We start from the raw sequence: 23,954 nt of genomic DNA, 5'->3' as shown, positions 1-23,954 counted from the left end.
CATCCTGTCCACGGTCCGCCACAGCTCGCGTCTCAAGCCATCTCGAACGGCGATTGTGGTTTGCAATCGAACGCGCATGTGCCCACAAATCGACAGACTCGCACCGGTCTGCCCGTGTGCGCGCGCACCGGAGGATGGATATGGTTCGGGTGACGGATAAGCGCTGCGGCTTCGGATATCTGTTGCGCAGCACGGCGCTGGTCGGCGTGGCCCTATGCACGCTATCGCTGAACGATCCCGCATCCGCCGAGACGCTGTATTACGATTTCAACGATCCTGGAAATTCGGCTGCCCAGCCCCAAAGCAACGGGACCTGGAACACCAATCCCGGCAATCAGGCCTGGCTGGACAAGGGTCTATTGGGTGGAAACAAATCCTTCGAGGATGGCGACGATGCCGTCTTCGGCTTCGACGGAACACCCGCTGGCCCGATTTCCCTGAATCTCGGCGAGAACATCAACGTCTCGAGCATCACGGTCACGAACGGCAGCTTCGTGATCACCAACACCAGCGGCTCGACACTGTCGAGCGAGGGATCGAGCCTGCGCCTTATCGATGTTCAGTCGGGCGCCTCCTTGGATCTGGCACCTGCATTGTCTGGTCGCTTCGCACTGGACGTGGAAGGAGAGCTTGGCTTGCGCGGCCAGTCCTCCGGTATCGAACGCGCCACGATCGGCGGCAGCGGAACGCTGAGCCTCCGCGGCAACACGGCGATCGGCAACACAGCCGGCACCAGTGCCGCGGTCAACAACGTCTTCAACAGCGGCACTATCCGCGCGGTCGGCGGCAACCGGGTCCTGACCGTTACCGGTGGCTTCGTCAACGAGAACGGTGGTGTCCTTGAGGGTGTCGGCGCCGGCAACACATTGACGCTCCGCGCCGGCAGCATCTTGCTGCGCGACGGCAGCACGCTGCTGGGTCAGACCTATCTGGAAGGCGACATCGTCAATGGGGCCGACTTTGATCTGGGCGCCCATGTCCCGATGATGGCGGGCGATCTGGTCAACGTCGCGTCGGGTGACCTGACCGTCGGCAGCGCCGTCGCTGGCAACGGCAATGATCTGGACAATTCCGGTTCGCTCGATGTCTCGGCTGGGCTGACTGATCTCGGTGCGTTCACAAATGACGGGAATGTGACGATCGGGGCCGGCGGAACCTTGGCTGCAAGCACGATCGAACATCGCGTCGGCGCCGGAAGCTTCACCAGCGCCGGCACTCTGACCGGCGCCGTAACGCTGAGATCGAACGCGACTCTTTCTAATCGCGTGAACGGGTCCTTGACCATCACGCAGGGCGAGACCGTCGTCGCAGACGACCTGACCGTATCGGGCGGGGGTGGTGGGTTCGACGTCAATGGCGAGAGCGGCGCTCTGAGGTTGGCCGACGGCGCGACGCTGACGGCCGGTGTCGTGCGAAGCACCAACAGCGTGACGTTCGGGTCTGGCAGTGCAATTGACGGCACCCTGCGCTTGGCGGGCAACGGCGTCGCGTTTGGAACTGGAGCTGTGTCGGGAAATCTCGAGATGTTCGGCACCAGCGGCATCAACACCGCAAGCAATCTCGACGTTGCCGGCAGGCTGATCAACGCTCGCACAGCCGACACCAACCTGTCGGCGCTTGGAAATATTAACGTTTCGACCATCGAGAACCAAGCACGGCTGAATATCGATACCGCAACGACAGCGGTCGTGATCGGGACAACAGGTACAATTTCCGTCACCGCAGATGTCGGCGGCAACATTCGCTCGAACGCGACTTTGCAGTTGAACGGCACGGGCAGGGCGATCGCGCTGACCGATGGGCTGGACATCGATGGGGGCCGGACGACCGTCACCGGCGACGTCTCAGTCCAAGGTGGGACCCTTGCCGCGATCGACGTGGCCAGCGGCGGTACTCTGGCAATCGAAGGCAACCTGCAGACACCGGGACGGATTCGCAACGATGGCGGCGCGATCACATTAGGACAAAGCGGCAGCATCAACGCGAATCTAGTCCTGGGCCTTGGTGGAACGACAACTCTGGCTGGCACGGTGACCGGGGCGATCGAGATGACGTCGGCGGGGACCCTGCTGCTGGACGGCGCTACCCTGAACGGCGCGCTGCGCAACGGGGGAACCGTCAACATGGTCGGTGCGCCGCGGTCGGGCACGACCATTCGCTTGAACAACGGGCTGACCAATACCGGCAACGCGACAATCGGCGCCGGCAACCAGAGGGCGCGGATCGACGGCGCCGTCGAGAACGATGGGACGCTGAACCTGATCGGCGACCTGACCGGAACGCTGGCCAATCGCGGCAACGCGACAATTCGTGGCACCGTCGCCGCGCTGTCGAATTCCGGGACACTTGATCTCACCGGCGCGATCTCGTCCGGCTTTGTGAACCAAGGCACCGCGACCCTGAACAATACCAATGTGGCGGGCGCCCTGCGCAACCAAGGGACGATTACACTGGCGGGCGATGTGCAGGCCACCACGCTGACCAATGCCAATGACTTGACCGTCGCCCGGGGGGCGGTGGTCACGATCGGCGATCCCACAACCTCGGTGCCGTTGAACAACAACGGGACTTTGCGGATCGACGGCACCGTCGCCAACAGGATCGACAACAGTGGCAGGTTGACCCTGGGGACGACCGGCACGGTCGCCCGAAACCTCGTGAACCGCGGCACCGCCGATCTGGCAGGCAATGTCGGCGCAGCAGTCCTGAATGAGGCGAGTGGAACGGCGACTCTGTCGGACGGGCTGCGTGTGAACGGGCGAATGGTCAATGCAGGCAGCGCGACCGTTGCCGACGGCGCGACCGCTACCGTTGCCGGAGGCGTCGACAATACGACGGGAACGCTGGCCGTCCGGGGGACGCTTCAAGCCGATGTCGACAACAGCGGTACGCTCGCTTTGGCGACAGACGGCATGGTCCGCGGCGATGTGGACAACGCGGCGGGCGGGACGCTGATCGGCAACGGCGAGATCATCGGCGACGTCGTCAACCTGGGAACGGTTCGGCTTGCGGCGGATATGGTTGTCGGCGGCGACTTCTCGAACCAGAACCTGCTGACGCAATCGGTGAACGATACGCGGCTGATCGTGGGCGGCGTCTTCTCCAACAGCGGCGACATCACCACGGGCGGCTTCGACCGGATGACCATCACCGCCGATGCGGTCAGCATCACCGACGCCTCGCGCGTCGGCGCCGGAGTCGTGCTGGACGCCGACATTCTGGTCGAGGGTGTGCTGATCTACGATGAGCCCCAGACGATCGAGCGAAATCTCGAGATCGCGGATACCGGCACGCTGATCGTGTCGGCCCCTGTGACCGGCGGTGGCGATGCGATCATCGAGAACGACGGCGATTTGAATGTCGGCGCAACGGGCCGGCTCACCGACCTCGCGCGACTTCAGAACCGCGGTGAAACGACTGTTGCGCGGGGCGGCACGATCGCTTCGGATGTGATCGTCAACGCTTCGGGTGGGCGGATCACCAATGCGGGTGCGATGGCTGGTCTCGTCCGGAACGACAACGGAGCCAGTCTGACCTCGACCGGATCGATCGTCGGCAGGGTCGTCAATGCCGGAAGCGCGACGCTTGGCGGCAGCGTGTCTCAGACCATCACCAACACGGCGACTGGAACGCTGGCGGTCACTGGTCCACTGCGTGTGGGCTCGCTGGCCAATACCGGCCGCGTGGCCGTCGGTGCGCGCGGCACTTTGACCGCCACGGGGGGGATCGAAAATGCCGCGGGTGGCACGCTGGTCAGCCGCGGCACGCTGATCGGACGTCTCGACAATGTGGGATTGGCGACCCTGTCCGGTAATGCGCGCGGACGGATCACCAACGGCAATGGCGGCACGATCGCGGTCGATCGCGTGCTGAATGCAAGCGGTGGCATGGTCAACCAGATCGGCAGCGACCTGACCGTGGGTGGTGCCGCGACGCTACGCGGTCAAGTTGCCAATGCGGGCGACATCGCGCTGCGCGGAACGATCGACGGAGACATGTCCAACCGTGGCCGGGTCCGATTGGGCGGTGCCGTCTCGGGCGATGTGGACAACCAGGGTGGAACGATTCTTACCACGGGCGATGCCCGAATTTCCGGCCGCCTCACCAACCGCAGCGAACCTGCCGGACCGATCGGAAGCCCCTCGGCACCCGGCGATCCCGCGCTTTTGCGTGTGAACGCGGGCGATCGGATGATCGTCGACGGAGGCACGACGAATGGCGCGGGCTCGCGGATCGAAGTGCTGGGCCGGATGGATTCCGATATCCGCAACGCTGGTGTTCTTGTCGGCAGCGGCCTCATCGCGGGCGACGTCGTCAGCACGGGTACCGCCGTCTTGGAAGGCACGATCCAAGGCGATCTGACCTTTTCCGGAGGCCTCCTGGACCTGACGGATGATCTGGCGGTCAGCGGCAATGTGGAATTGCAGCGCGACTACCAGTTGGAGGCAGGTCGGACGCTCAGCGCCGCGCGCGTGATCAACGCTGCCGGCGCGCAGCTTGATCTGCAGGGCATGATGCAGGCCCAATTGGTTAACCGTGGGACGACGAGTTTCGGAGCGAGCGCCACGCTCACCGGGTTGAACAATGCGTCGGGCGGGATCCTGTCCGTTTCGGGCGATCGGGTCATCGATGGCGATGTGCGCAATGACGGCACCATTGACCTGACGAATGGCGACGACAGCGACACGCTGCGCATCAACGGTGGCCTTTCGGGAACCGGCGCCTATAAGCTGGACCTCGATCTGGAAGCGAACGGGGGTCGCGGTGGCTCTGACCTGATCGTGGTGCGCGGGGGCGCTGTGACGGGCGAATTGCTGTTCGAGTTCGACCTGGCCAGCGCACCGGCCGAGATCACCGGCTCGTCAATCCTGATCCTCGATGCCGACGGCGACGTCGCAGGAAACGATTACACGGTCACCAGCACGAATCTGCCGCCCGCGACTGAACAAACGATCTACGCCCTGCGGCGCATCGACGATGACGTCTACATGGCCGCGCTGGCGAACCCGGCGCTTGGCAGCATCGCGGGCAATATCGTGCTGACGCAGAGCCTGATCGGATCGGTCATCAACCGGCCGACCAGTCCCTTCGTGCAAGGCTACGCGATCCCGGAGGAGGAGGCCTGCGGGGCCGGGGCCTGGGCGCGCGCGACGGCCGGTCGTGCCGACGCGACCGGCAGCAGCAGCAACGGTGAATTCCAGATCGAAAGCAGCATCTCGACCCGCTATCGCGGCATCCAGTTCGGCGGCGATCTGGCCTGCTTCCAGGGCCGCATCCGAGGGTGGGACATGGCCGCAGGCGTGATCGGTGGGGTCAATGACGGTTCGACCAACCAACCGATCTTCCTGCAGGACCCCAACAGCCCCGAACAGTCCACCGACATCGTCGCCAGCGTAAACGACGCCGAGTTCCGGCAGGTTTACGGTGGCGCCTATCTGACTGCGAGCCGCGGCCCGTTGAATGCCGACCTTCAACTGCGCCGTGAACGCACCGATTTCACCATCAGCAATACGCCCCAGATCACCGGCAGCGACGGGCTTCGTTTGTCGGATGCCGAATTCGAAAGCAGCGCCACGACGCTTTCGGGCTCGCTGTCCTACGCGATTCCCATCCCGCAGCGCGAAGGGCTGATCTTCGTACCGACGGCCGGCTTCGCCTTCACCGACACCTCGACCGACGCGATCACGTTCGACGACGGCTCCATCCTGAGGATCAAGGATAGCAAGAGCCGCGTCGGCTTCTTGGGCGGGACGTTGTCGAAGTCGCGCATCCTCGATGGTGGGATCTCGGCGGTGAACTATTTCGCCACCGGCACGGCCTACAAGGACTTCTCGGACGACACCGAATCGACCTTCACCCGCTTCGATGACGACGGCAGCGTCGCAAGCGTGGACGAGCTGAGTTCCGATAACCTCGGTGTCTATGGCGAACTCAGCCTTGGCGTGAACTATCTGCGCGTGCTGGAACCGGGCACCGCGATGCGGCCGCGACAGTTCAATGCCTCATTGCGCGTCGACGGCCGGACGGGCGAGACGCTGGACAGCTATGGCGTCACGGCCCAGGTCCGGCTGCAGTTCTAGGCCGGGGTCGCGCAGGGTTGACCCGGCGGGCCGGGTGGCGGAGTTTCGTTTCGGTTGTCGGGCGCAGCGCGCGGCACGTTTTCGGCGAGGAGCGGCATGTCCTGGTTCAGCAAGGTCGCCTGGAAGGAGGGGCTGTTCCTGCAGCCCCATCACCTGCAGCAGGCCGACCGCTGGGTTGAAAACCTCGTCAGGGGCCGCACCGGTATCATCACCCGCTATCCCTGGGGCGTGATCGAGATGCAGATCGATCGCGACATGGCTCAGCAAGGACGGATCGGGCTGCGTCGGATTGCGGGCATCATGCCCGACGGCATGCCCTTCGACGCACCGGGTTCTGGACCGCTTCCGACCGCAGTCGAAGTGCCGGACGACGCGGCTGGCAGTTTCGTCTGGCTCAGCCTTCCCGACGCCGCGCCCAACACCCGCGATCTCGCCCCGCTGGACGACACATCCGCGCCCACGCGTTGGGGCGTGGTGGCCGAAACGGTCAGCGACAGCGCTTCCTCCGCGCGATTGGAACAGGTGCTGGAACTGGCGGTTCCGCGACTGGAACTGACTGTCCGCAAGACACCGCGTGCCGGCTACCAGAACCTGCGCCTGGCCCGCATCGCCGAGGTACGCGACGGCGTGGTGACGCTGGACGACACCCTGCCGCCGCCAGCACTGGTCCTGGCCGCACACCCGCAGGTCGCGGGCTGGCTGACTCGGGTGATCGGCTGGATCGAGGCGCGGCTGGAAACGCTGGCGCGCTATGCCAGCGATCCATCCGCCGGCGGCGGAATGCAGGCGTCGGATTACCTGATGCTGATGTGTCTCAACCGCGAGATCGGTGTGCTGCGTCACCTGAATGGCATGAATGCCGTCCACCCTGAACAGCTTTACGAAAGGCTGGTCGGTCTGGCCTGCGAACTTGCGACCTTCGACGACGGGTCGCGGTTGGCGCCCAAATATCCCGCCTATGACCACGGCGATCCGCGCAGCAGCTTCAACCCGGTCGTGCAGGACATTCAGCGCCTGCTGAGCCGCGACATCGGTCGCGCGATCCGCCTGCCATTGCGTCAGGTGCGGCAGAATTCCTACCTGGCTCAGGTCAGCGACCGAAACCTCTTCCGCGAAGCGAGCTTCGTGATCGAGGTCGAAAGCGCCAAGCCCTTGGGTCAGGTGCAAAGCCAGTTCCCAGAGCTGTGCAAGGTCGGGCCGAACACGCGCATGAACGAGATCGTCAACAACAACCTGCCCGGCATCCCGCTGCAGCATCTGCCGAACCCGCCGCGGCAGATCCGGGTCCTGTCCTCGAACGTCTATTTCCGGCTGGAAAAGAACGTGCCGTTGTGGCGTGAGTTTTCCACCGCACCCGCGATCGGGATGCATTTCGCCGGTGACTGGCCCGAGCTCAAGCTGGAGCTGTGGGCGATCCCGGAGAAGGGCTGATGGCGGCAGGCCGCGACGACGACCGGACGGTCTTTGGCGGACCGACACCGCCCCGCGGTCCGCGCGATGAGCGCACGCGAGAGCCCGGCGCATCGTCGCAGCCGTCACGGCGACAGGACGAGCGCACCGTGATCGGTGGTCCCGGTGCACCGCCACCGGACCGTGCGGTCGGCGGGTCACCCTCGGCATCGCCCTTCGACGATCCGGCCCAACGGGAAGTTCCAGGCTGGTCTCAACCGGTACAACCAAGTCCTCCCGGTCCGGGCTGGGCGCAACCGCACAGCCCATCAGGCAACACGTGGCTGGGCGGGCCGGTGCAGCCGCAACCGAATTACCCGGCGGACTATTCGTCAAGGAGACCGCCGCAGGGTCAATGGCACGGGGCCCATCACGGCATCGGCCAAGCGCCCGGTCAGGAACGCGGCTTTTTCCCTGACATTCCTCGCGATCGGCCCGTACCTGCACCGATTTCCGGTCCTCGCATTCCTCTGCATCAGGCATTGCAGGAAACGGCCCTTGGGAAAGGGGCCAGCACCAACCCGATGCTCGCCGCTGCAGCCAGCGTCCTGATCCTGCTCGGCCGGCTGAGGACCGGACTGGTCGAGATGGAGGCCGGCCCCCTGATGGACCACGTCACCCGCGCCATCGACCAGTTCGAACGTGACGCCCTGGCATCGGGCGTCGATCCGCATCAGGCGGCGGTCGGGAAATACATCCTGTCAGGCACGGCTGACGACATCGTGCAGAACCTGCCCGGCGCCGACCGGGGCGACTGGCTGCAATATTCGATGGTCGCGCGGTTCTTCGGCAAGCGCGATTCCGGTGTGGGCTTCTTTCAGGAAACCGAAAAGGCGATGCAGGCGCCCGGTCAGAACTATCATCTGCTGGAGCTGATCCTGACTGGCCTGTCGCTGGGCTTCGAGGGGCAGTACCGCACCATGCCGGGCGGCGCCGTAGAGCTGTCGCGCATCCGCCACGCGATCTACGAGACGCTGCGCCGCGTTCAGCCGCGCCCCGACGAGGACATCTCGGTCGTCTGGACACCGGTGGTGCAAGGGAAGGGCCGGCGCTTCGGCGCGATCTCCATCCCGGCCGTGCTGGGCGTCACCGCGCTGGTGCTGGTCGGTGCCTATGCGGTCCTGTCCACGCTGATCAATCGCGACGGCGCGCAGGCGGCCGAGGTGCTGCGGAACCTCCATCCCGGCAACGTCACCGTCGCGCTGGAGCGACAGCCGGGGCCAGTCTACGAAGCGCCGGACACTCAACTGGACCGGGTTCGCGCAGCCTTTGCGCCAGAGATCGATCAAGGTCTGGTCGAGGTGGGCGAGAAGGGCGATTACATCTATGTCCGCGTGGGCAACCTGCAACTGTTCGACAGCGCGGCCTTCGAGGTGAAGCCTGAATTTGCGCCCATGGCGCAGCGCATCACCGAAGTCTTGGACGCAGAAGGCGGTCCGGTGCTGATCCAGGGCTATACCGACAACGTGCCCATGTCGGGTCGCGGTCAGTTCAAGACGAACGAGGACCTGTCGCTCGCCCGCGCGGAATCGGTCCGCGACGCGCTGGCCGCCAGCATCGATGATCCGGCGCGCATCACCGTCGACGGCAGGGGAGAGGCCGATCCCGTCGCCGACAACGCGACACCCGAGGGTCAGGCCGCCAACCGCAGGGTCGAGATCATGCTGGCGCGGGAGGGCACGTATTGAGGCTGTTCGGCCTGCCCCTTCCCCGCCTTCGCAATCGCAACAACCCGTGGATGCGGGTGCTGCTGACGACCCTTGGAATTGTCGCGCTGATCGCGGCGATCTGGTTCGGACTGCCGATGACCGGCTGGAGCCGGGTCGCGGGCGTGGCACCGAGGCTTGTCCTGATCAGTGGCGTGCTGGCGATCACGCTGGCGATCGTTCTGTGGCGCTGGCGTCAGCGGGTGCGCGCCGCGCGCGCGATCGAGGCGGCGCTGATCCCCGAAGCGCCGGTCGGCGACGGTGCCGAACTCGCGCAGCGGATGGAACAGGCGCTTGCCACGCTGAAGAAATCCGGTGGGGCCGCCTACCTCTATGACCTGCCGTGGTACGTCATCATCGGCCCGCCCGGCGCGGGCAAGACGACGGCTTTGGCCAATTCCGGTCTCGACTTCCCTCTGACAAAGCCCGAGGCCGTCGCGGGCTTCGGCGGCACGCGCTATGCAGATTTCTGGTTTGCCGAAGAAGCAGTGCTGATCGACACCGCCGGGCGCTACACCACTCAGGACAGCCAGGCCGAGGCGGACAAGGCGAGCTGGCAGGCTTTCCTCGACCTGCTGAAGAAATCGCGTCCGAACCAGCCGATCAACGGTGTCCTGCTGGCGTTCCCGGTCGATCTGCTGATGGAGGGCGATGAAAGCGCGCTGGCCCATCACGCCGATACGGTCCGCGCACGTCTGGCCGAACTGCACGAGGTTCTGAAGGTCGACTTCCCGGTCTATGTCCTGTTCACCAAGGCCGACCTGATTGCGGGCTTTCGCGAATATTTCGCCTCGTTCAGCCTCAACCGCCGCAAGGTGGTTTGGGGCACGACTTTCCAGACCGAGGATCGCAAGGCCGATACGCATGAAGCTGTGCCGGCCGAATTCGATCGGCTGGTGGCGCGTCTGTCCGACGAGGTGATCGACCGCCTGTCCGAGGAGCCCGACGGCATCTCTCGCATCGCGATCTTTGGCCTGCCCGGTCAGATGTCGCTGCTGCGCGACAATGTCGCGGGCTTCCTGCGCCGCATTTTCGAGCCGACGCGCTACAAGTCGAACGCGATCCTGCGAGGGTTCTACTTCACCTCGGGCACGCAGGAGGGCACGCCGGTCGACCAGGTGCTGGGCGCGCTGAACCCCGTCGGCGCGGCGCAGGGCTTCCAGCCCGCCTTCATGTCGGGGCGCGGAAAAAGCTTCTTCCTGCATGACCTGCTGCGGCGTGTGATCTTCGCCGAACAGGGCTGGGTCAGTCTGGACCGCAAGGCGGTGCGCCGGTCGCAGATCATCCGCGCGGCATCTTTTGCCGCGATCGGCATCGTCGGTCTTGGCCTGCTGTCGGCCTTCGGGATCAGCTACTGGAAGAACGCGACCCTTGTCAGGACCGCTGCTGCTGATACGCAGGCCTATGCCCGCATCGGCGTCGATGAGATCGATCGAGAGATCGTGACCGATCCCGACCTGTCGACGGTCCTGCCGCTACTGGACCGCCTGCGCGGGATGCCCGCGGGCTATGGCGACAGCGAACGCACCACGAAATCCGAGACCTTCGGCCTGTCGCAGCGTGAACGGATGCGGCGGGCGGCGACCGATGCCTACTCAGACGCGCTGGAGCGGATGCTGCGCCCGCGGATGATCCTCGACCTGGAACAGGCGATGCCGCAGATCATCGCGGATGGCGACACCACCCGCGTCTACCGCGCGCTGAAGGTCTACCTGCTTCTGGGCGGCGAGGGCGAAAGCAAGGATGATGAGGCGATCGGCGCGTGGTTCGCAGAAAGCTGGCGCAACAGCTATCCCGGTCGCACCGGGGTGGATATGCGCGAACGGCTGGCGGCGCATCTGGCCGCCATGCTGCGGCTCGACGACACCCGCAATCTGCTGGTTGAGATCGATCAGGCGACCGTCGATGCCGCCCGCGCCGCGCTGGCGCAACTGCCGCTGGACGATCAGGCCTATGCGATCCTGCGCGAGGGCGTCGCCGCCAGCGGTCTGCCAGACTGGTCACTGGCCGAAGCGACAGCCCCCAATGGTGCGATGGTGCTGGAAACCCGCGACGGCGCCGAACTGGCCAGCCAGACCGTACCCGCCATGTTCACCTACGAGGGTTTCTGGTCCTATTTCTACCCTGAGCTGGAAGTCGTGGGCGAGCGGTTGCGTGCCGATCAGTGGGTGCTGGGCGACATGGCCGACCGTGCCGAGATCGACGAGCGTCTGGCACGTCTGGACCGCGATCTGCTGGACCGGTACCGGGCCGATTTCAAGGCGGCATGGGATCGCGTTCTGACCAACCTCACGCTGAATGCGCTGGCGGGCGATCCGCCGCGATACGAGGTATTGGGTGCCGCCGCTTCTGCATCCGCCTCACCGATCCTGATGCTGGTCAAGGCGGTGGACGACCAGACGCGTCTGACGCGCGAATTCGAGGGGCTCGATGGCCTGACGCCCGATTCATTGGCCGGCAACGGCGGCGGTGGCGGTGCCGAAGGGGCCGCCGGCGATGTCGGGCAAGCGGTATTGGGCCGCGTGCGCAGCAGGTCCAGCGGCGTCCAGCGCATCCTGATGGATGCGGCGGCGAACAACACCAAGGTCGGCAGCCGGGTCACGGGCGGCAGTGCCGAAGCCGACAGTGTGACCCGGCCGATTGAGTTGATCGCCGAGGATTTCGCGCGCTGGCATGACATCCTGCGCGGCGAACCGGGCGAGCGTCCGGTCGATACGCTGCTTGGGAATCTTGGCGCGCTTTGGGAGAACCTTCGCCTGGCGGAATCGAACCCCGATCAGTCGGCGGCGGTGCTACCCACGCTGCTGAACAGCCTGACCCAGTACAACAGCCAGTTGCCCGAGCCGCTGGCCGGTCTGGTGAACGAGGCCGAGGCGGATTTTCAGAAGGGCGCGACCGATGCCAGCGTCGAGCAGATGAACCGCGCGCTGGCTGACCGGATCACGTTCTTTTGCCGCGAGAACATCACCTCTGCCTATCCCTTCCGGCGCTCGGGCCGCAGCCTGTCGATCGACAATTTCGCGCGTTTCTTCGGACCGGGCGGTGACATGGACGCGTTCTTCACCGAATACCTCGACCCGCTGGTCGAGCGCACCGAGAACGGTCTGGTCTGGCGCAGCGATCAGGAGATCACGCAACAATTGTCCAGCGGCACGTTGCTGCAATTCCAGCGCGCCGAAGCGATCCGGCAGGCTTTTTTCGCCAGCGGCGGCACCACGCCCGAGGTCTCGATCACAGTGGCGCAGGTCGACGCGCATCCGAGCATCGAAAGCGCCCTGCTGGCGATCAACGATGCGCTGGTGCCGACCGTCACAGGATCGATGCCGCGCACGATCACATGGCCGGGCACCGGCACCTCGACGCTGCTGCAGCTTTCGCCGGCGCTCGATCGGCAATCGGCGATCCGGTTCGACGGCAGTCCATGGACGCTGATCGATTTTCTGGGCTCGGCCAGCGCACGCAGCCAGAACGGAGATGTGCTGCGCGCGACCTTCACCATCGGCGGACGCTCGATCACCTACGATTTCACCATCAACGCCGTGAAGAACCCTTTTACCATGGCCGAATTGCGAGAGTTCGAATGCCCGCAGAGCCTGGATTGACGGCAATGACGGGGCCGGACGGTTCCGGCTGCCCTTGGCGAGAATGGGGCCTGTGGGGAAAGCACCCTGCGCATGGCGATTTCCTGTCCGCCCGCCTGCCAGATGCCTGCCGCGACCATGTCATTCCATGGCTCGACTCGACGCTGACCGAAACGAGGGACCTGTTGGGTGCGGATTGGGAAGGGCGTTGGGACAACGCGTTTCCGGTGCGGTTCTGGATCGGCGGTTCGATTATACGGTCCGCCTCTCTGCTAGGGGTCCTGTCTGCAAGCCGCGACCGTGTCGGCAGGCGCTATCCGCTGATGCTGATCGCCGAGACTGACCGAAGCGCGCCCGTTCTGGACAGCAGGCAGGATCTTCATGACGCGGCCGAGGCGCTATTGACCTCTGCCCTGCTCGATGATGCGACAATTGCCGATGCGCTGACCCTGACCAACATCGATCCGTTGCCCGCGGTCGAACCGCCGACCTTTTGGGCCGCTAACCCCGATCTGGGCGCCGGGACCTTTCTGGACCAGCTCGCGTCGACCGATTACGCACGCGCGACCCTGTCGCGCAGTTATTGGTGGACCGCCTCCTCGGCGGATCGCGCCGCAATGGTGGCCGCCTGCGACGGTCTTCCCGATGCTCAGACGCTGGCCTGGCTGCTGACCGGGGTCGCCGCCGCGGACGACGCACCGGCTTCCGCGATGAGGGATTCCATCGGATGACCGGAGATAGCGAGGGCTTCAGTTTCGACAGCGCCGGGGCCACCGACACGGGGCGCGTGCGCGATCACAACGAGGACAGCTTCCTGACATTGCCGTCAGCCGGGGTCTGGATGGTCGCCGACGGGATGGGCGGGCACCATGCCGGTGACGTGGCGAGCCAGATTCTCGCCGAAGAGCTGGAGACGGTTGGCGTCCCCGTCTCGGCCCAGGATCTGCGGGCGCGTGTGTCCGAGCGGGTCACGCGCGCCCACAACCGTATCCAGACCCACTCGGACCAGTTGGGCCACGCAACGGTCGGCACGACACTCGCGGCACTGATGATCCACGAAAGCGGCTTTACCTGTCTGTGGGCGGGGGACAGTCGCATCTATCTGCTGCGCAAGGGCCGGTTGTCGCGGCTCACCACGGATCATTCCGAGGTGCAGGAGCTTCTGTCAGCCGGATCGATCGATGCCGAAGAAGCGCGGCACTGGCCCCGGAAGAATGTCATCACCCGTGCGATCGGGATCTATCGGACGCCGCGGACCGAGATGGTGACCGGCATGGTCGACGACGGCGACAGCTTCCTTCTGTGCAGCGACGGGCTGACCGAACATTTGGAGGACGACGAAATTGCCGAGTTGCTGGGCGACGGAAATGCAGAAACGTCGGCTCGCGCAATGATCGCCGAAACGCTGGCGCGCGGTGCCCGCGATAATGTCACCGTCGTCGTCGTCCGCTGCCGGGCGAACGGGGGTGAACCGGGAGGCAGCCGTTGACCCGCCCGCCCGTCGAGGACGATGACGACCGGACACGACTGGTGCCATCGCCGCAGCACGACGCAGCATCCCAAGTCGACGACCGCACACGCATCGCCACGCGACCGGCAGAACCCGCACCGCAGCCCGTGACGACCGGCAGCCTGATCAACAACAATTACCGCGTCCGCGCGATGCTGTCGCAGGGCGGCATGGGCGAGGTCTATCGCGCCGAGAACATCTTCACCGGCGATCCTGTCGCGGTGAAGATCGTCCTTCCGACCTTGGCGCGAGACGAGGGGATCATCGCGCTCTTCAAGCGCGAGGCGCGCATACTTGGCCAACTGAACGACGATGCGCTGGTGCGCTACCACAATTTCGTCCTAGACGACGGGCTTGGGCGCTATTGCCTGATCATGGAGTTCATCGACGGAACCACGCTGTGGGATCATGTCGATGTGAACGGACCGCTGCGCGCACAGGATGCGCTGCGCCTGATGGCACGTCTGGCGCGCGGGCTTGAAAAGGCCCACGCCCGGGGGGTGATCCATCGCGACTTGTCGCCCGACAACGTGATGTTGCGACAAGACAAGATCGACGACCCGGTCATCATCGATTTCGGAATTGCGCGCGCGGCCGACATGTCCGAAGGGCAACTCGCCGGGCGGTTCGCCGGCAAGTACAAATACGTATCGCCGGAACAGATCGGTCATTTCGGCGGCGAGGTCGGTCCGCGCGCGGACATCTACGGCATGGCGCTGATGATCGCGGCGGTCCTGCGCGGCGACCCCCTGCCGATGGGTGGCTCTGCCGAAGAGGCAGCGGCCGCGCGGCGCGGGTTGCCGAACCTCAGCGGCCTGCCCCACGAAGTCTATCCGCTGCTGCAATACATGCTGCAGCCTGACCCCGCGATGCGGCCACACGATATGGGCGAGGTCGCTGATATGGCACTCGATCCAACACGGATTCCACTCGCCTTCCGCCACCCCCTGTGGGGCGAGACGAGTGCGGCACCCATCAGGGGCGGGGGCGGATCCTTGCCTTCGCTGACCGGCGCGCCGCGTGAGCCTCTGCGCCCCGTGGCTCGGGAGGGCACGATCGACGCGCCCGAACCGCGTCGGAAGAACCGGCGACGCACACTGGCGGCGACCGGCGCTGTCGCTGCGCTGGCGTTTGGTGGACTGGTGGTGCTCAATCTGAAACCCGACGCGCCGCCACAAACGACCACACCGATAGCGCAAGATCAGCAGGCGACCACGTTGCCAGGGCGAGACATCGAAACCGAGGCGGGTTTTCTTGCGGGCTTCGACCTTGGACCCTGCACGCTCGTCCAGCGAAGCGTGACGGGTCTCGCAACGCCGACGCTTTCCGTTCTTTCCAACCGCGACGTTGAGACGGACGGGTTGGCCAAAGCCTTCGCAGAGCGTTTCGGTGCCGCGCCCGACATCACGACGGGACGCATTGCAGCGGGGCAATGCGCCGCGCTAGACTTCGTGCGCACATTGCAGGGGAGGGCCGAGGCACCGCCTATCCTGTCATTGGACAGCGACCGCATGACTGCCGGCGGTGCCATCGCGGGCCGTCTTCGCGAAGCGCGTGGCCGACCGCTGTGGCTGTTCCTGGTCGAGCCGGGGGGCGGAATCCATGACCTGTCGTCGCGCGCAATCGCGCAGGCTGATGGATCCTTCGTCTTCAGCTTCGGCATGGCGGAACAAGTGACAGACGGCCCGTCGCCGCAACTGATCATCGCCCTGACCAGTCGTGAGCCCTTGATCGCACCCGCGGTCGCCGCGTCCGGAGCGCCAGCCAACGAACTTCTGAGCCGCGTCTTGAATGAGATCACCGCCGCCGGCGGCTACGCCAGCGCCGACATTGCGATGTTCACTCTCGAAGCGACAAGCTAAGCGTCTGGTTGACTCCTCCATTGGAACGTTCTAGAAGGTATTGGAACGATCCAGAAGAGGTTTGTATGCGGTGGGGTCTGGTTGGCGCGAGCAACATTGCGGCTGCGCACATGATCGGCGCTTTCAGGGCGAATGGCGGCACAATCCGCTCGGTCCTCAGCGGCGATCCCGATCGCGCGAAATCTTACGCGGCCGAACACCAGATCGAGTTCGGCCACACCGATCTGGACAAGATGTTGGACGATGACGACCTCGACGCGGTCTACATCTCGACCACGAACGATAAGCATTTTGCACAGGCGATGGCGGCCATCGCGGCAGGAAAGCACGTTCTTTGTGAAAAGCCACTCGCAATGGATGTCACCGATGCCGTGACGATGGTCAGGGCCGCCGCCGATGCCGGTCTGGTCTTCGCCACGAACCATCATCTGCGCAACGCCGGCAGCCATCTGGCAATACGGGACCTCGTGCAGTCGGGGCGGTTGGGCGACATCCTCAGCCTGCGGATCTTCCATGCGGTTCATCTGCCGCCGCATCTTCAAGGCTGGCGGATAGACAATCCAGCCGCTGGTGGTGGCGTGATCCCGGATATCACCGTTCACGACGCCGATACCGTGCGCTTCCATCTGGGCGAAGACCCTGTTTCGGTCGTCGCGATGTCTACAGGATCAGGAATGGGGCAAGGGGTCGAGGACAGCGTGATGTCGGTCTGGGAGATGCGGTCCGGCGCTCAGGTGATGGCGCATGAAAGCTTCACCCATCGCCACGCGGCCACTGGCGTCGAAATCCACGGCACCAAAGGTTCGATCCACGCGCGCGGCGTGATGACGCAGAACCCGGTTGGTGAGGTGACACTGGTGACGGAGGCGGGCGCGGAAACCGTGCCGTTCGATCAGCACGATCTGTATGCGCGGGCCGTCGGGCTGTTCATCGATGCCGTGGCAGGCAAGGGCGCGCCTGCCGCCGATGGCCGCGATGGGATCGCCTCGCTGGCCGTGGCAAAGGCAGTCGCCGCCGCCGCGGAAAGCGGTCGGCGCACCGACGTCGATTACGGAGGCTTCTGATGGGTAAGATCGTCACCGCCGCCGAGGCTGCCGCACGGATCGCGGATGGCGCGGTCGTCACGGTGTCGTCGTCCTCGGCACTCGGCTGCCCGGACGCGGTGCTGGCAGCGATCGGCGCGCGGTTCGACGCCGAGGGCCACCCGCGCAATCTGACGACGCTGCATCCGATCGCCGCGGGGGACATGTACGGCGTGAAGGGCATCGATCACATCGCAAAAGACGGTCTGTTGAGCCGCATCCTCGGCGGATCATACCCTTCGGGCCCGTCCTCGCTGGAAATGCCAGAAATTTGGAAGATGATCGTCGAGGATCGCGTGCTGGCCTACAACGTGCCGTCGGGGATCATGTTCGACATGCATCGCGACGTTGCGGCGCGGCGGCCGGGCGTGCTGACGCGCGTCGGTCTGGACACCTTCGTCGATCCGATCCGGCAGGGCTGCGCGATGAATGCAGCCGCCGCGGCGCATCCGATCGTTCATCGCCACGATTTCGCGGGCGAGACTTGGCTGCATTTCCCAAACATCGTGCCGGATGTCGCGATCATCCGCGCCACCACCGCCGACGAGCATGGCAACCTGACCTACGAACATGAAGGCGCGTATCTGGGCGGGCTCGATCAAGCCATCGCCGCGCGTAATCACCGCGGCCTCGTCATTGCACAGGTCAAGCGGGTCACCGCGGCGGGCAGCCTGCGGCCACACGACGTGCATGTCCCGGGCCATCTGGTCGACCTGATCGTGGTCGCGCCCGACCAGCGCCAGACGACGGAAACCGACTACGATCCCGCCATCTCGGGCGAGATCATGCGGCCCTGGGACAGCTTCACGCTGGCCGAACACGGGGTCGAGAAGGTGATCGCGCGCCGGGCCGCGATGGAATTGCGGCGCGGGCAGACGGCCAATCTGGGCTTCGGAATCTCGGCGATGGTGCCGCGCATCCTGCTGGAGGCGGGCCATCCGCAGGCGGTGACCTGGGCGATCGAGCAGGGCGCCGTCGGGGGCATGCCGCTGACCGGCTTCGCCTTCGGCTGCGCCTCCAACGCGCATGCCTTCGTGCCCTCGCCGAACCAGTTCAGCTATTTCCAGGGAGGCGGCTTCGACATGTCGTTCCTGTCCTTCCTAGAGGTCGATCGGCAGGGCAACGTCAACGTCTCGAAACTGGGCAAGAAACCCTACCTGACGGCAGGCTGCGGCGGCTTCGTCGACATCACGGCCAACGCTCGCAAGATCGTTTTCTCCGGCTTCTTCGAGGCGGCGGCAGAGTTCGACCTGGCACCGGACGGGCTGCGGATCACGAAACCGGGCAAATTCACCAAGATGGTGAACGAGGTCGAGCACGTCACCTTTTCGGGCCGCCGCGCGGTCGAGACCGGGCAGGATGTGCTCTACATCACTGAACGCTGCGTGATCCGACTGACGCCTGAAGGGTTGGTCGCGACCGAGATCATGCCGGGGATCGACCCCGCGCGCGACATCGCGGCCGCCTCTCAAGGACGCGTGACGGTCGCCGAAAACGCCACCACGATGCCGCTGTCGCTGCTGTCCGAAGACCCGATGGAACTGGCGTTGTGAGCGGCCGCGTCCATCTCGACCGCGACGCGGGTGTCGCAAAGCTGCGGCTGGACAATCCCGCCAAGCTGAATGCCTTCACATCGGCGATGCTGGACGATCTGGCTGTCCATTGCGACGCGATCGAGCGCGACCGCACAATTCGCGCGGTGCTTCTGACGGCTGAGCCCTCGCGCGCCTTCTGTGCGGGGGCCGACATCAAGGCTTGGGCGGATCTGTCGCCCGCCGATTTTGCCCGGCACTGGGTGCGTGACGGCCATCGCGTCTTCGACCGACTGGCGCGGCTGTCGAAACCGACCATCGCGGTGATCGGCGCCCATGCCTTCGGCGGCGGGCTGGAACTGGCCGCCGCTTGCGACATCAGGGTCATCGCGCCAACCGCAACGCTGGCGCTGCCCGAGACCCAAGTCGGCATCGTACCAGGCTGGTCAGGCACCCAAAGGCTGACGCGCCTGCTGCCCGAACCGGTCCTGAAGGAAATGACGCTGTTCGGGCGTCGGCTGAACGCCGAGCGGGCATTCGCCTGCGGCTTCGTCGCCGAAGTCTCGGACGATCCGCTTTCCATCGCGCTGCAGATCGCTGAACACCTCCGCAAGACCTCACCCCGCGCGACCGAGACCGCGAAATACATGATCCACGCCGCCGTCGGTGAGGACCGCGCTGCGATGATCGAGGCCTTGGGCAGCGGAATGATCGCCGCCAGCGACGACAAGGCCGAGGGCGTGGCCGCATTCGCGGACAAGCGCCAACCGGTGTTCACCGGGCGATGATCGGTCGCGGGTCAGGTGAAGCTTTGACGCGGCGGCAGCAGCACCTGCAGCCCGGCCGGATCCTCGCCCGCCATCGAACGCAACAGGATCTCGCCCATCGCGCGACCGGTCTGGCGCAGATCCTCGACGAAGATGTCGATCTTGGGACGCAGCAGATCGAAGACGCCGCTGGCCTGCTTCGCGACGACATCCAGATCGCGGCCCATCGCCAGCCCGGTATCCGCGACGGCAGACAACGCAATCATCGCCGCGATCTCGCCCACGCAGACGATGCCATCAGGCCGGTCTTCCTGGCGAAGACGCGCCCGCAACCACGCTGCGACCTCGTCCTGCGGCGTATCCAGATTGACTTCGTCCGGGATCTCGCAGGTCGCGCCCGCATCGCGCGCCGCTGCGACCGCACCCCAGCGCAGATGCTGGCTGAACGAATACTTCTCCAGCGGCAGCACGATCAGGATCCGGCGCCTGCCCTTGTCCAGCAGACGCTGAACCGCCAGCCGCGCGAAGGCTTCGTTGTCGAAGTCAACCCAAGGGTGCGGCGCGCTGAATTCGGTGCGTCCATGGCAGACGAAGGGAAAGCCCTGTTCTGTCAGGTAGCGAACGCGCGGATCGAAGGTCTCGGTCCGGTTGAAGATCACGCCGTCGCCCAGACGCCCCTCGACGATCTGGCGGATACTGGTCAGCCGGTCGCGGTCGAGAATGTCGGGAAACAGCGTCACCGAATAGCCGGTCCCGGCGAGAGAATCGGAAAGGCCGCCCAGCATCTCATGGGTGAAGCTGAGGAATTCGTGGTCGAGGTTCAGCAGAAGCTGGATGACCTTGGTGCGCCCGGTACGCAGGCGCTGCGCCGCGCGATCGGGCACGTAGCCCAGCCGACTGGCGGCCTCGGCCACCAGCGCGCGCGTTGCAGCGGCGATCCGCGGGTCGTTGGCCAGCGCGCGAGACACGGTCGTCACCGCCAACCCCGTATCGGCTGCAATGGTGCGCAAGGTCACACGGTTGCGCATCGTGGAAGGGGCGGCAGTGTCTGGCACGGGTCGGCTCTGTCTGGGATCAAGACGAGCGTAGGCGAGTTTCATGCAACGTTACAACTGCTTTTGATCGCTGCGATGCAGCGACACAAACGAGCGCAGCGTCAACGTGGGCAGGGAATGGCCGCCATGAATTTGCGGTTGACGCGGGACGGTCTTGTAACGTTTTAATCTGTCATCCCCCGGGGAGTCGGGGATCAGCGAAAGGGAGGAAGACCATGAAATTTTCTGCCAAGGCCGGTGTGTCGGCCCTTGCGATCAGTCTGGCTGCCGGTGCGGCGGCGCAGGCTGCCGACGTCGAAGTTCTGCACTGGTGGACGGCGGGCGGTGAAGCTGCCGCGCTGAACGTCCTCAAGGAAAACCTGGAAGCTCAGGGCATCGGCTGGCAGGACATGCCGGTCGCGGGCGGCGGTGGCGAGGCCGCGATGACTGCGCTGCGCGCGCGCGTGACCGCCGGCGACCCGCCGACCGCCGTGCAGATGCTGGGCTTCGACATCCTCGACTGGGCGAACCAGGGTGAGGTTCTGGCGAACCTGAACGACGTCGCCGCCGAAGAGAACTGGGATGAGGTGATCCCGGCCGCGATTCAGAAATTCTCGAAGCCCGGCGAAAACTGGATCGCCGCGCCGGTCAACGTCCACTCGACCAACTGGGTCTGGGCCAACAAGCCGATGCTGGACGAACTGGGCATCGCCGAGCCGACCACCTGGGACGAATTCATTGCTGCCCTGCAGAAGGCCAAGGACGCAGGGAAGGTGGCGCTCGCGCATGGCGGTCAGCCCTGGCAGGACGCGACGATGTTCGACAGCGCCGTGCTGGCGACGGGCGGAGCCGAATTCTACCAGAAAGCCATGATTGACCTCGACCCCGAGGCTCTGGGCGGCAAGCAGATGGTTCAGGCCTTCGACAAGATGTCGCAGTTGCGCGAATTCGTGGATGACAACTTCTCGGGCCGCGACTGGAACCTCGCCTCGGCCATGGTCATCAACGACGAAGCCGCGTTCCAGATCATGGGTGACTGGGCCAAGGGCGAATTCATCAATGCCGGCAAGGTTCCGGGCACCGACTTCCTGTGCTTCCGGGTGCCGGGCACGGGCGATTTCGTGACCTTCAACAGCGACCAGTTCGTGATGTTCCAGCAGAGCGACGAAGAGGCGACCGCGGCACAGAACGCGATGGCTTCGGCCATCGAATCGCCCGAATTCCAGATCGCCTTCAACAAGGTGAAGGGGTCGGTGCCTGCGCGCACCGACGTCTCGGGCGACGAACTGGACGACTGTGCCAAGAAGGGCATGGAACAACTCGCCGCCGCGTCGGAATCGGGAAATCTTCTGGGCTCGATGGCCCACGGACACGCCAACCCGGCCGCGGTGAAGAACGCGATGTATGACGTCATCACCGCGCATTTCAACGGCGAGTACGACAGCCAGACGGCAGCCGAAGAAATGGTGAACGCGGTCGAAGCCGCTCAATAACGACGACGGCCGGGCGGGTCCGCCTGCCCGGCCAACCGCCGTCACGGGCGGTTCGTGAGGGGGGAGAGTTCATGGCAAGCGTCGATCACGCGGAAGGTCCGGACCTGCGTTCCCGGTTGCAGGACTGGCTGCCCAGGCTGGTTCTGTCGCCGTCGATCGCGGCGGTAATGATCTTCGTCTACGGCTTCATCGTCTTCACGATCTATCTGTCGTTTACCGACAGCAAGATGCTGCCTAGCTACGGACTGGTCGGATTCGACAATTACGCGACGCTGTTCGGCCTGTCCGCCTGGCACACGGCGCTGGTCAACCTCGCCATCTTCGCCAGCCTTTATATCGTCATCTGCATGGCGATCGGCTTGACGCTGGCGATCTTCCTTGACCAGAAAATCCGCGGCGAGGGCGTGCTTCGGCCGATCTATCTGTATCCGATGGCACTGAGCTTCATCGTGACCGGCACCGCGTGGAAGTGGTTCCTGGACCCCGGCATCGGGCTGGAACACACGATGCATCTGTGGGGCTGGGAAAGCTTCAAGTTCGGCTGGATCAAGGACCGCGATTTCGCGATCTACACGCTGGTGCTTGCCGCGGTCTGGCAATCGTCAGGCTTCGTGATGGCGATGTTCCTGGCCGGCCTGCGCGGCATCGACAACGAGATGCTGAAAGCCGCGCAGATTGACGGCGCCTCGAACTGGCAGCTGTACCGCCGTATCGTGATCCCGCTGTTGCGTCCCGCCTTCATGTCGGCCTTCGTGATCCTCGCGCATTTGGCGATCAAATCCTACGACCTGGTGATCGCGCTGACCGGCGGCGGCCCGGGCCGGGCGACCGAACTGCCCGCGACGTTCATGTATTCCTATACCTTCACCCGGAACCAGATGGGCGTCGGCGCGGCCAGTGCGGTCATCATGCTGATGGGCGTCGCCGCAGTGATGGTGCCCTACATTTACGCCGAACTGCGGGAGAAGTCGTGATGGCCATCGCCACGCAGGACACCGCGGTTCGCACCGGCAGGATCACCCGCACCTTCATCTACGTGGTGCTGATCTTCTTCGCGCTGTTCTACCTGCTGCCCTTCTTCATCATGGTGATCAACTCGGTGAAGCCGCTGTCCGAGATCACCTCGGGCAACATGCTGGCGCTGCCGCAGGACCCGACCTTCGCGCCTTGGGCGTCGGCGTGGTCGACGGCGCAGATCGGGGTCGAGGCGACGGGGCTGAAGCCGTATTTCCTCAACTCGATCCTGATGGTGGTGCCCGCCGTCGCAATCTCGACCGCGCTTGGCGCGCTGAACGGCTATATCCTGACCAAGTGGCGCTTCCGCGGCGACACGATTCTGTTCGGCCTGATGCTGTTCTCCTGCTTCATCCCGTTCCAGATCGTGCTGATCCCGATGGCGCGGATCTTGGGCGAGCTGGGCCTGTCGGGCAGCCTTCCCGGCCTGATCCTCGTCCATGTCGTCTACGGGATCGGCTTTTCGACGCTGTATTTCCGCAACTACTACGCCGCCTTCCCGACCGAGTTGGTGAAATCCGCGATGATCGACGGCGCAGGCTTCTTCCGCATCTTCTGGCGGATCATGCTGCCGGTCAGCGGCCCCATCGCGGTCGTCTGCATCATCTGGCAGTTCACCAACATCTGGAACGACTTCCTGTTCGGCGTGTCCTTCGCGGGGCTCAGCGCGCAGCCGATGACGGTGGCGCTGAACAACCTTGTGCAGTCATCGACCGGGGTGAAGGAATACAACGTTCATTTCGCGGGCGCGATCCTCGCCGCGCTGCCGACGCTGTTCGTCTATATCGTTGCCGGCCGCTACTTCGTGCGCGGGCTGATGGCCGGATCGGTCAAGGGGTAGAAC

The 23,954-nt window shown here is 64.9% G+C and carries 14 protein-coding genes; 13 read left to right on the top strand and 1 reads right to left on the bottom strand.

Going from position 1 to position 23,954, the window contains the following annotated elements:
• Positions 1 to 134: 134 nt before the first annotated feature.
• The 10 genes from MLD63_RS03000 to MLD63_RS02955 all read left to right on the top strand — a co-directional run bounded on the left by MLD63_RS03000 (position 135) and on the right by MLD63_RS02955 (position 19,590).
• Entirely contained in the window at positions 135 to 6,080 is a 5,946-nt protein-coding gene (locus MLD63_RS03000) for a hypothetical protein (RefSeq protein ID WP_255328355.1), read from the top strand.
• Between the two features lie 96 nt (positions 6,081 to 6,176).
• Positions 6,177 to 7,511 carry a type VI secretion system baseplate subunit TssK gene (gene tssK, locus MLD63_RS02995; RefSeq protein WP_255328354.1) on the top strand — a complete coding sequence of 445 codons (1,335 nt, stop codon included), beginning with the start codon at positions 6,177 to 6,179 and terminating at the stop codon, positions 7,509 to 7,511.
• The gene (tssL, locus tag MLD63_RS02990; protein ID WP_255328353.1) at positions 7,511 to 9,217 is read left to right on the top strand and encodes a type VI secretion system protein TssL, long form; all 1,707 of its coding nucleotides are present in this window, start codon (positions 7,511 to 7,513) and stop codon (positions 9,215 to 9,217) included. The genes tssK and tssL overlap by 1 nt, the downstream gene beginning before the upstream one ends.
• On the top strand, positions 9,214 to 12,837 hold the full coding sequence (gene tssM, locus MLD63_RS02985; protein WP_255328352.1) for a type VI secretion system membrane subunit TssM: 3,624 nt from the start codon (positions 9,214 to 9,216) through the stop codon (positions 12,835 to 12,837). The genes tssL and tssM overlap by 4 nt, the downstream gene beginning before the upstream one ends.
• A complete protein-coding gene (tagF, locus tag MLD63_RS02980; protein ID WP_255328351.1) occupies positions 12,816 to 13,547 on the top strand; it encodes a type VI secretion system-associated protein TagF in 732 nt (243 codons plus the stop codon). The genes tssM and tagF overlap by 22 nt, the downstream gene beginning before the upstream one ends.
• Complete coding sequence (locus tag MLD63_RS02975) at positions 13,544 to 14,305, top strand: PP2C family protein-serine/threonine phosphatase (protein WP_255328350.1); 762 nt, start codon at positions 13,544 to 13,546, stop codon at positions 14,303 to 14,305. The genes tagF and MLD63_RS02975 overlap by 4 nt, the downstream gene beginning before the upstream one ends.
• A complete protein-coding gene (locus MLD63_RS02970; protein WP_255328349.1) occupies positions 14,302 to 16,188 on the top strand; it encodes a serine/threonine-protein kinase in 1,887 nt (628 codons plus the stop codon). Before MLD63_RS02975 ends, MLD63_RS02970 begins: the two co-directional genes overlap by 4 nt.
• Before the next feature lie 65 nt (positions 16,189 to 16,253).
• Positions 16,254 to 17,252, top strand: a complete 999-nt coding sequence (locus tag MLD63_RS02965; RefSeq protein ID WP_255328348.1) for a Gfo/Idh/MocA family protein — start codon at positions 16,254 to 16,256, stop codon at positions 17,250 to 17,252.
• Positions 17,252 to 18,823: an acyl CoA:acetate/3-ketoacid CoA transferase gene (locus MLD63_RS02960; protein WP_255328347.1), complete on the top strand. Its 1,572-nt coding sequence runs from the start codon at positions 17,252 to 17,254 to the stop codon at positions 18,821 to 18,823. The genes MLD63_RS02965 and MLD63_RS02960 overlap by 1 nt, the downstream gene beginning before the upstream one ends.
• Entirely contained in the window at positions 18,820 to 19,590 is a 771-nt protein-coding gene (locus tag MLD63_RS02955; RefSeq protein WP_255328345.1) for an enoyl-CoA hydratase/isomerase family protein, read from the top strand. The genes MLD63_RS02960 and MLD63_RS02955 overlap by 4 nt, the downstream gene beginning before the upstream one ends.
• Before the next feature lie 11 nt (positions 19,591 to 19,601).
• Here the strand turns inward: MLD63_RS02955 and MLD63_RS02950 are convergent, their stop codons facing one another.
• Positions 19,602 to 20,597 (bottom strand): LacI family transcriptional regulator, encoded by a 996-nt coding sequence (locus MLD63_RS02950; RefSeq protein ID WP_255328344.1) that lies wholly within the window; start codon positions 20,595 to 20,597, stop codon positions 19,602 to 19,604.
• 242 nt (positions 20,598 to 20,839) lie between these two features.
• Between MLD63_RS02950 and MLD63_RS02945 the strand changes: the two genes are divergently transcribed.
• The 3 genes from MLD63_RS02945 (at position 20,840) to MLD63_RS02935 (ending at position 23,951) form a co-directional block, all read left to right on the top strand.
• On the top strand, positions 20,840 to 22,096 hold the full coding sequence (locus MLD63_RS02945; RefSeq protein ID WP_255328343.1) for an ABC transporter substrate-binding protein: 1,257 nt from the start codon (positions 20,840 to 20,842) through the stop codon (positions 22,094 to 22,096).
• A 71-nt stretch (positions 22,097 to 22,167) separates the two neighbouring features.
• Entirely contained in the window at positions 22,168 to 23,070 is a 903-nt protein-coding gene (locus MLD63_RS02940) for a carbohydrate ABC transporter permease (protein ID WP_255328342.1), read from the top strand.
• A complete protein-coding gene (locus MLD63_RS02935; RefSeq protein WP_255328341.1) occupies positions 23,070 to 23,951 on the top strand; it encodes a carbohydrate ABC transporter permease in 882 nt (293 codons plus the stop codon). Before MLD63_RS02940 ends, MLD63_RS02935 begins: the two co-directional genes overlap by 1 nt.
• Positions 23,952 to 23,954 lie beyond the last annotated feature (3 nt).

The organism is Paracoccus albicereus (assembly GCF_024359525.1).
In the GTDB taxonomy this organism is placed as follows: Bacteria; Pseudomonadota; Alphaproteobacteria; order Rhodobacterales; family Rhodobacteraceae; genus Paracoccus; species Paracoccus albicereus.
Note: the sequence above shows the minus strand (reverse complement) of the source record. Positions and strands in the feature narration are given on the sequence as shown.

Coding starts and splice junctions, on each gene's coding strand:
- tssL (WP_255328353.1), top strand. CDS start 7,511: ATGGCGGCAGGCCGCGACGACGACCGGACGGTCTTTGGCGGACCGACA.
- MLD63_RS02935 (WP_255328341.1), top strand. CDS start 23,070: ATGGCCATCGCCACGCAGGACACCGCGGTTCGCACCGGCAGGATCACC.
- MLD63_RS02945 (WP_255328343.1), top strand. CDS start 20,840: ATGAAATTTTCTGCCAAGGCCGGTGTGTCGGCCCTTGCGATCAGTCTG.
- MLD63_RS02960 (WP_255328347.1), top strand. CDS start 17,252: ATGGGTAAGATCGTCACCGCCGCCGAGGCTGCCGCACGGATCGCGGAT.
- MLD63_RS03000 (WP_255328355.1), top strand. CDS start 135: ATGGATATGGTTCGGGTGACGGATAAGCGCTGCGGCTTCGGATATCTG.
- MLD63_RS02940 (WP_255328342.1), top strand. CDS start 22,168: ATGGCAAGCGTCGATCACGCGGAAGGTCCGGACCTGCGTTCCCGGTTG.
- MLD63_RS02950 (WP_255328344.1), bottom strand. CDS start 20,597: ATGCGCAACCGTGTGACCTTGCGCACCATTGCAGCCGATACGGGGTTG.
- MLD63_RS02975 (WP_255328350.1), top strand. CDS start 13,544: ATGACCGGAGATAGCGAGGGCTTCAGTTTCGACAGCGCCGGGGCCACC.
- tssK (WP_255328354.1), top strand. CDS start 6,177: ATGTCCTGGTTCAGCAAGGTCGCCTGGAAGGAGGGGCTGTTCCTGCAG.
- tagF (WP_255328351.1), top strand. CDS start 12,816: ATGCCCGCAGAGCCTGGATTGACGGCAATGACGGGGCCGGACGGTTCC.
- MLD63_RS02965 (WP_255328348.1), top strand. CDS start 16,254: ATGCGGTGGGGTCTGGTTGGCGCGAGCAACATTGCGGCTGCGCACATG.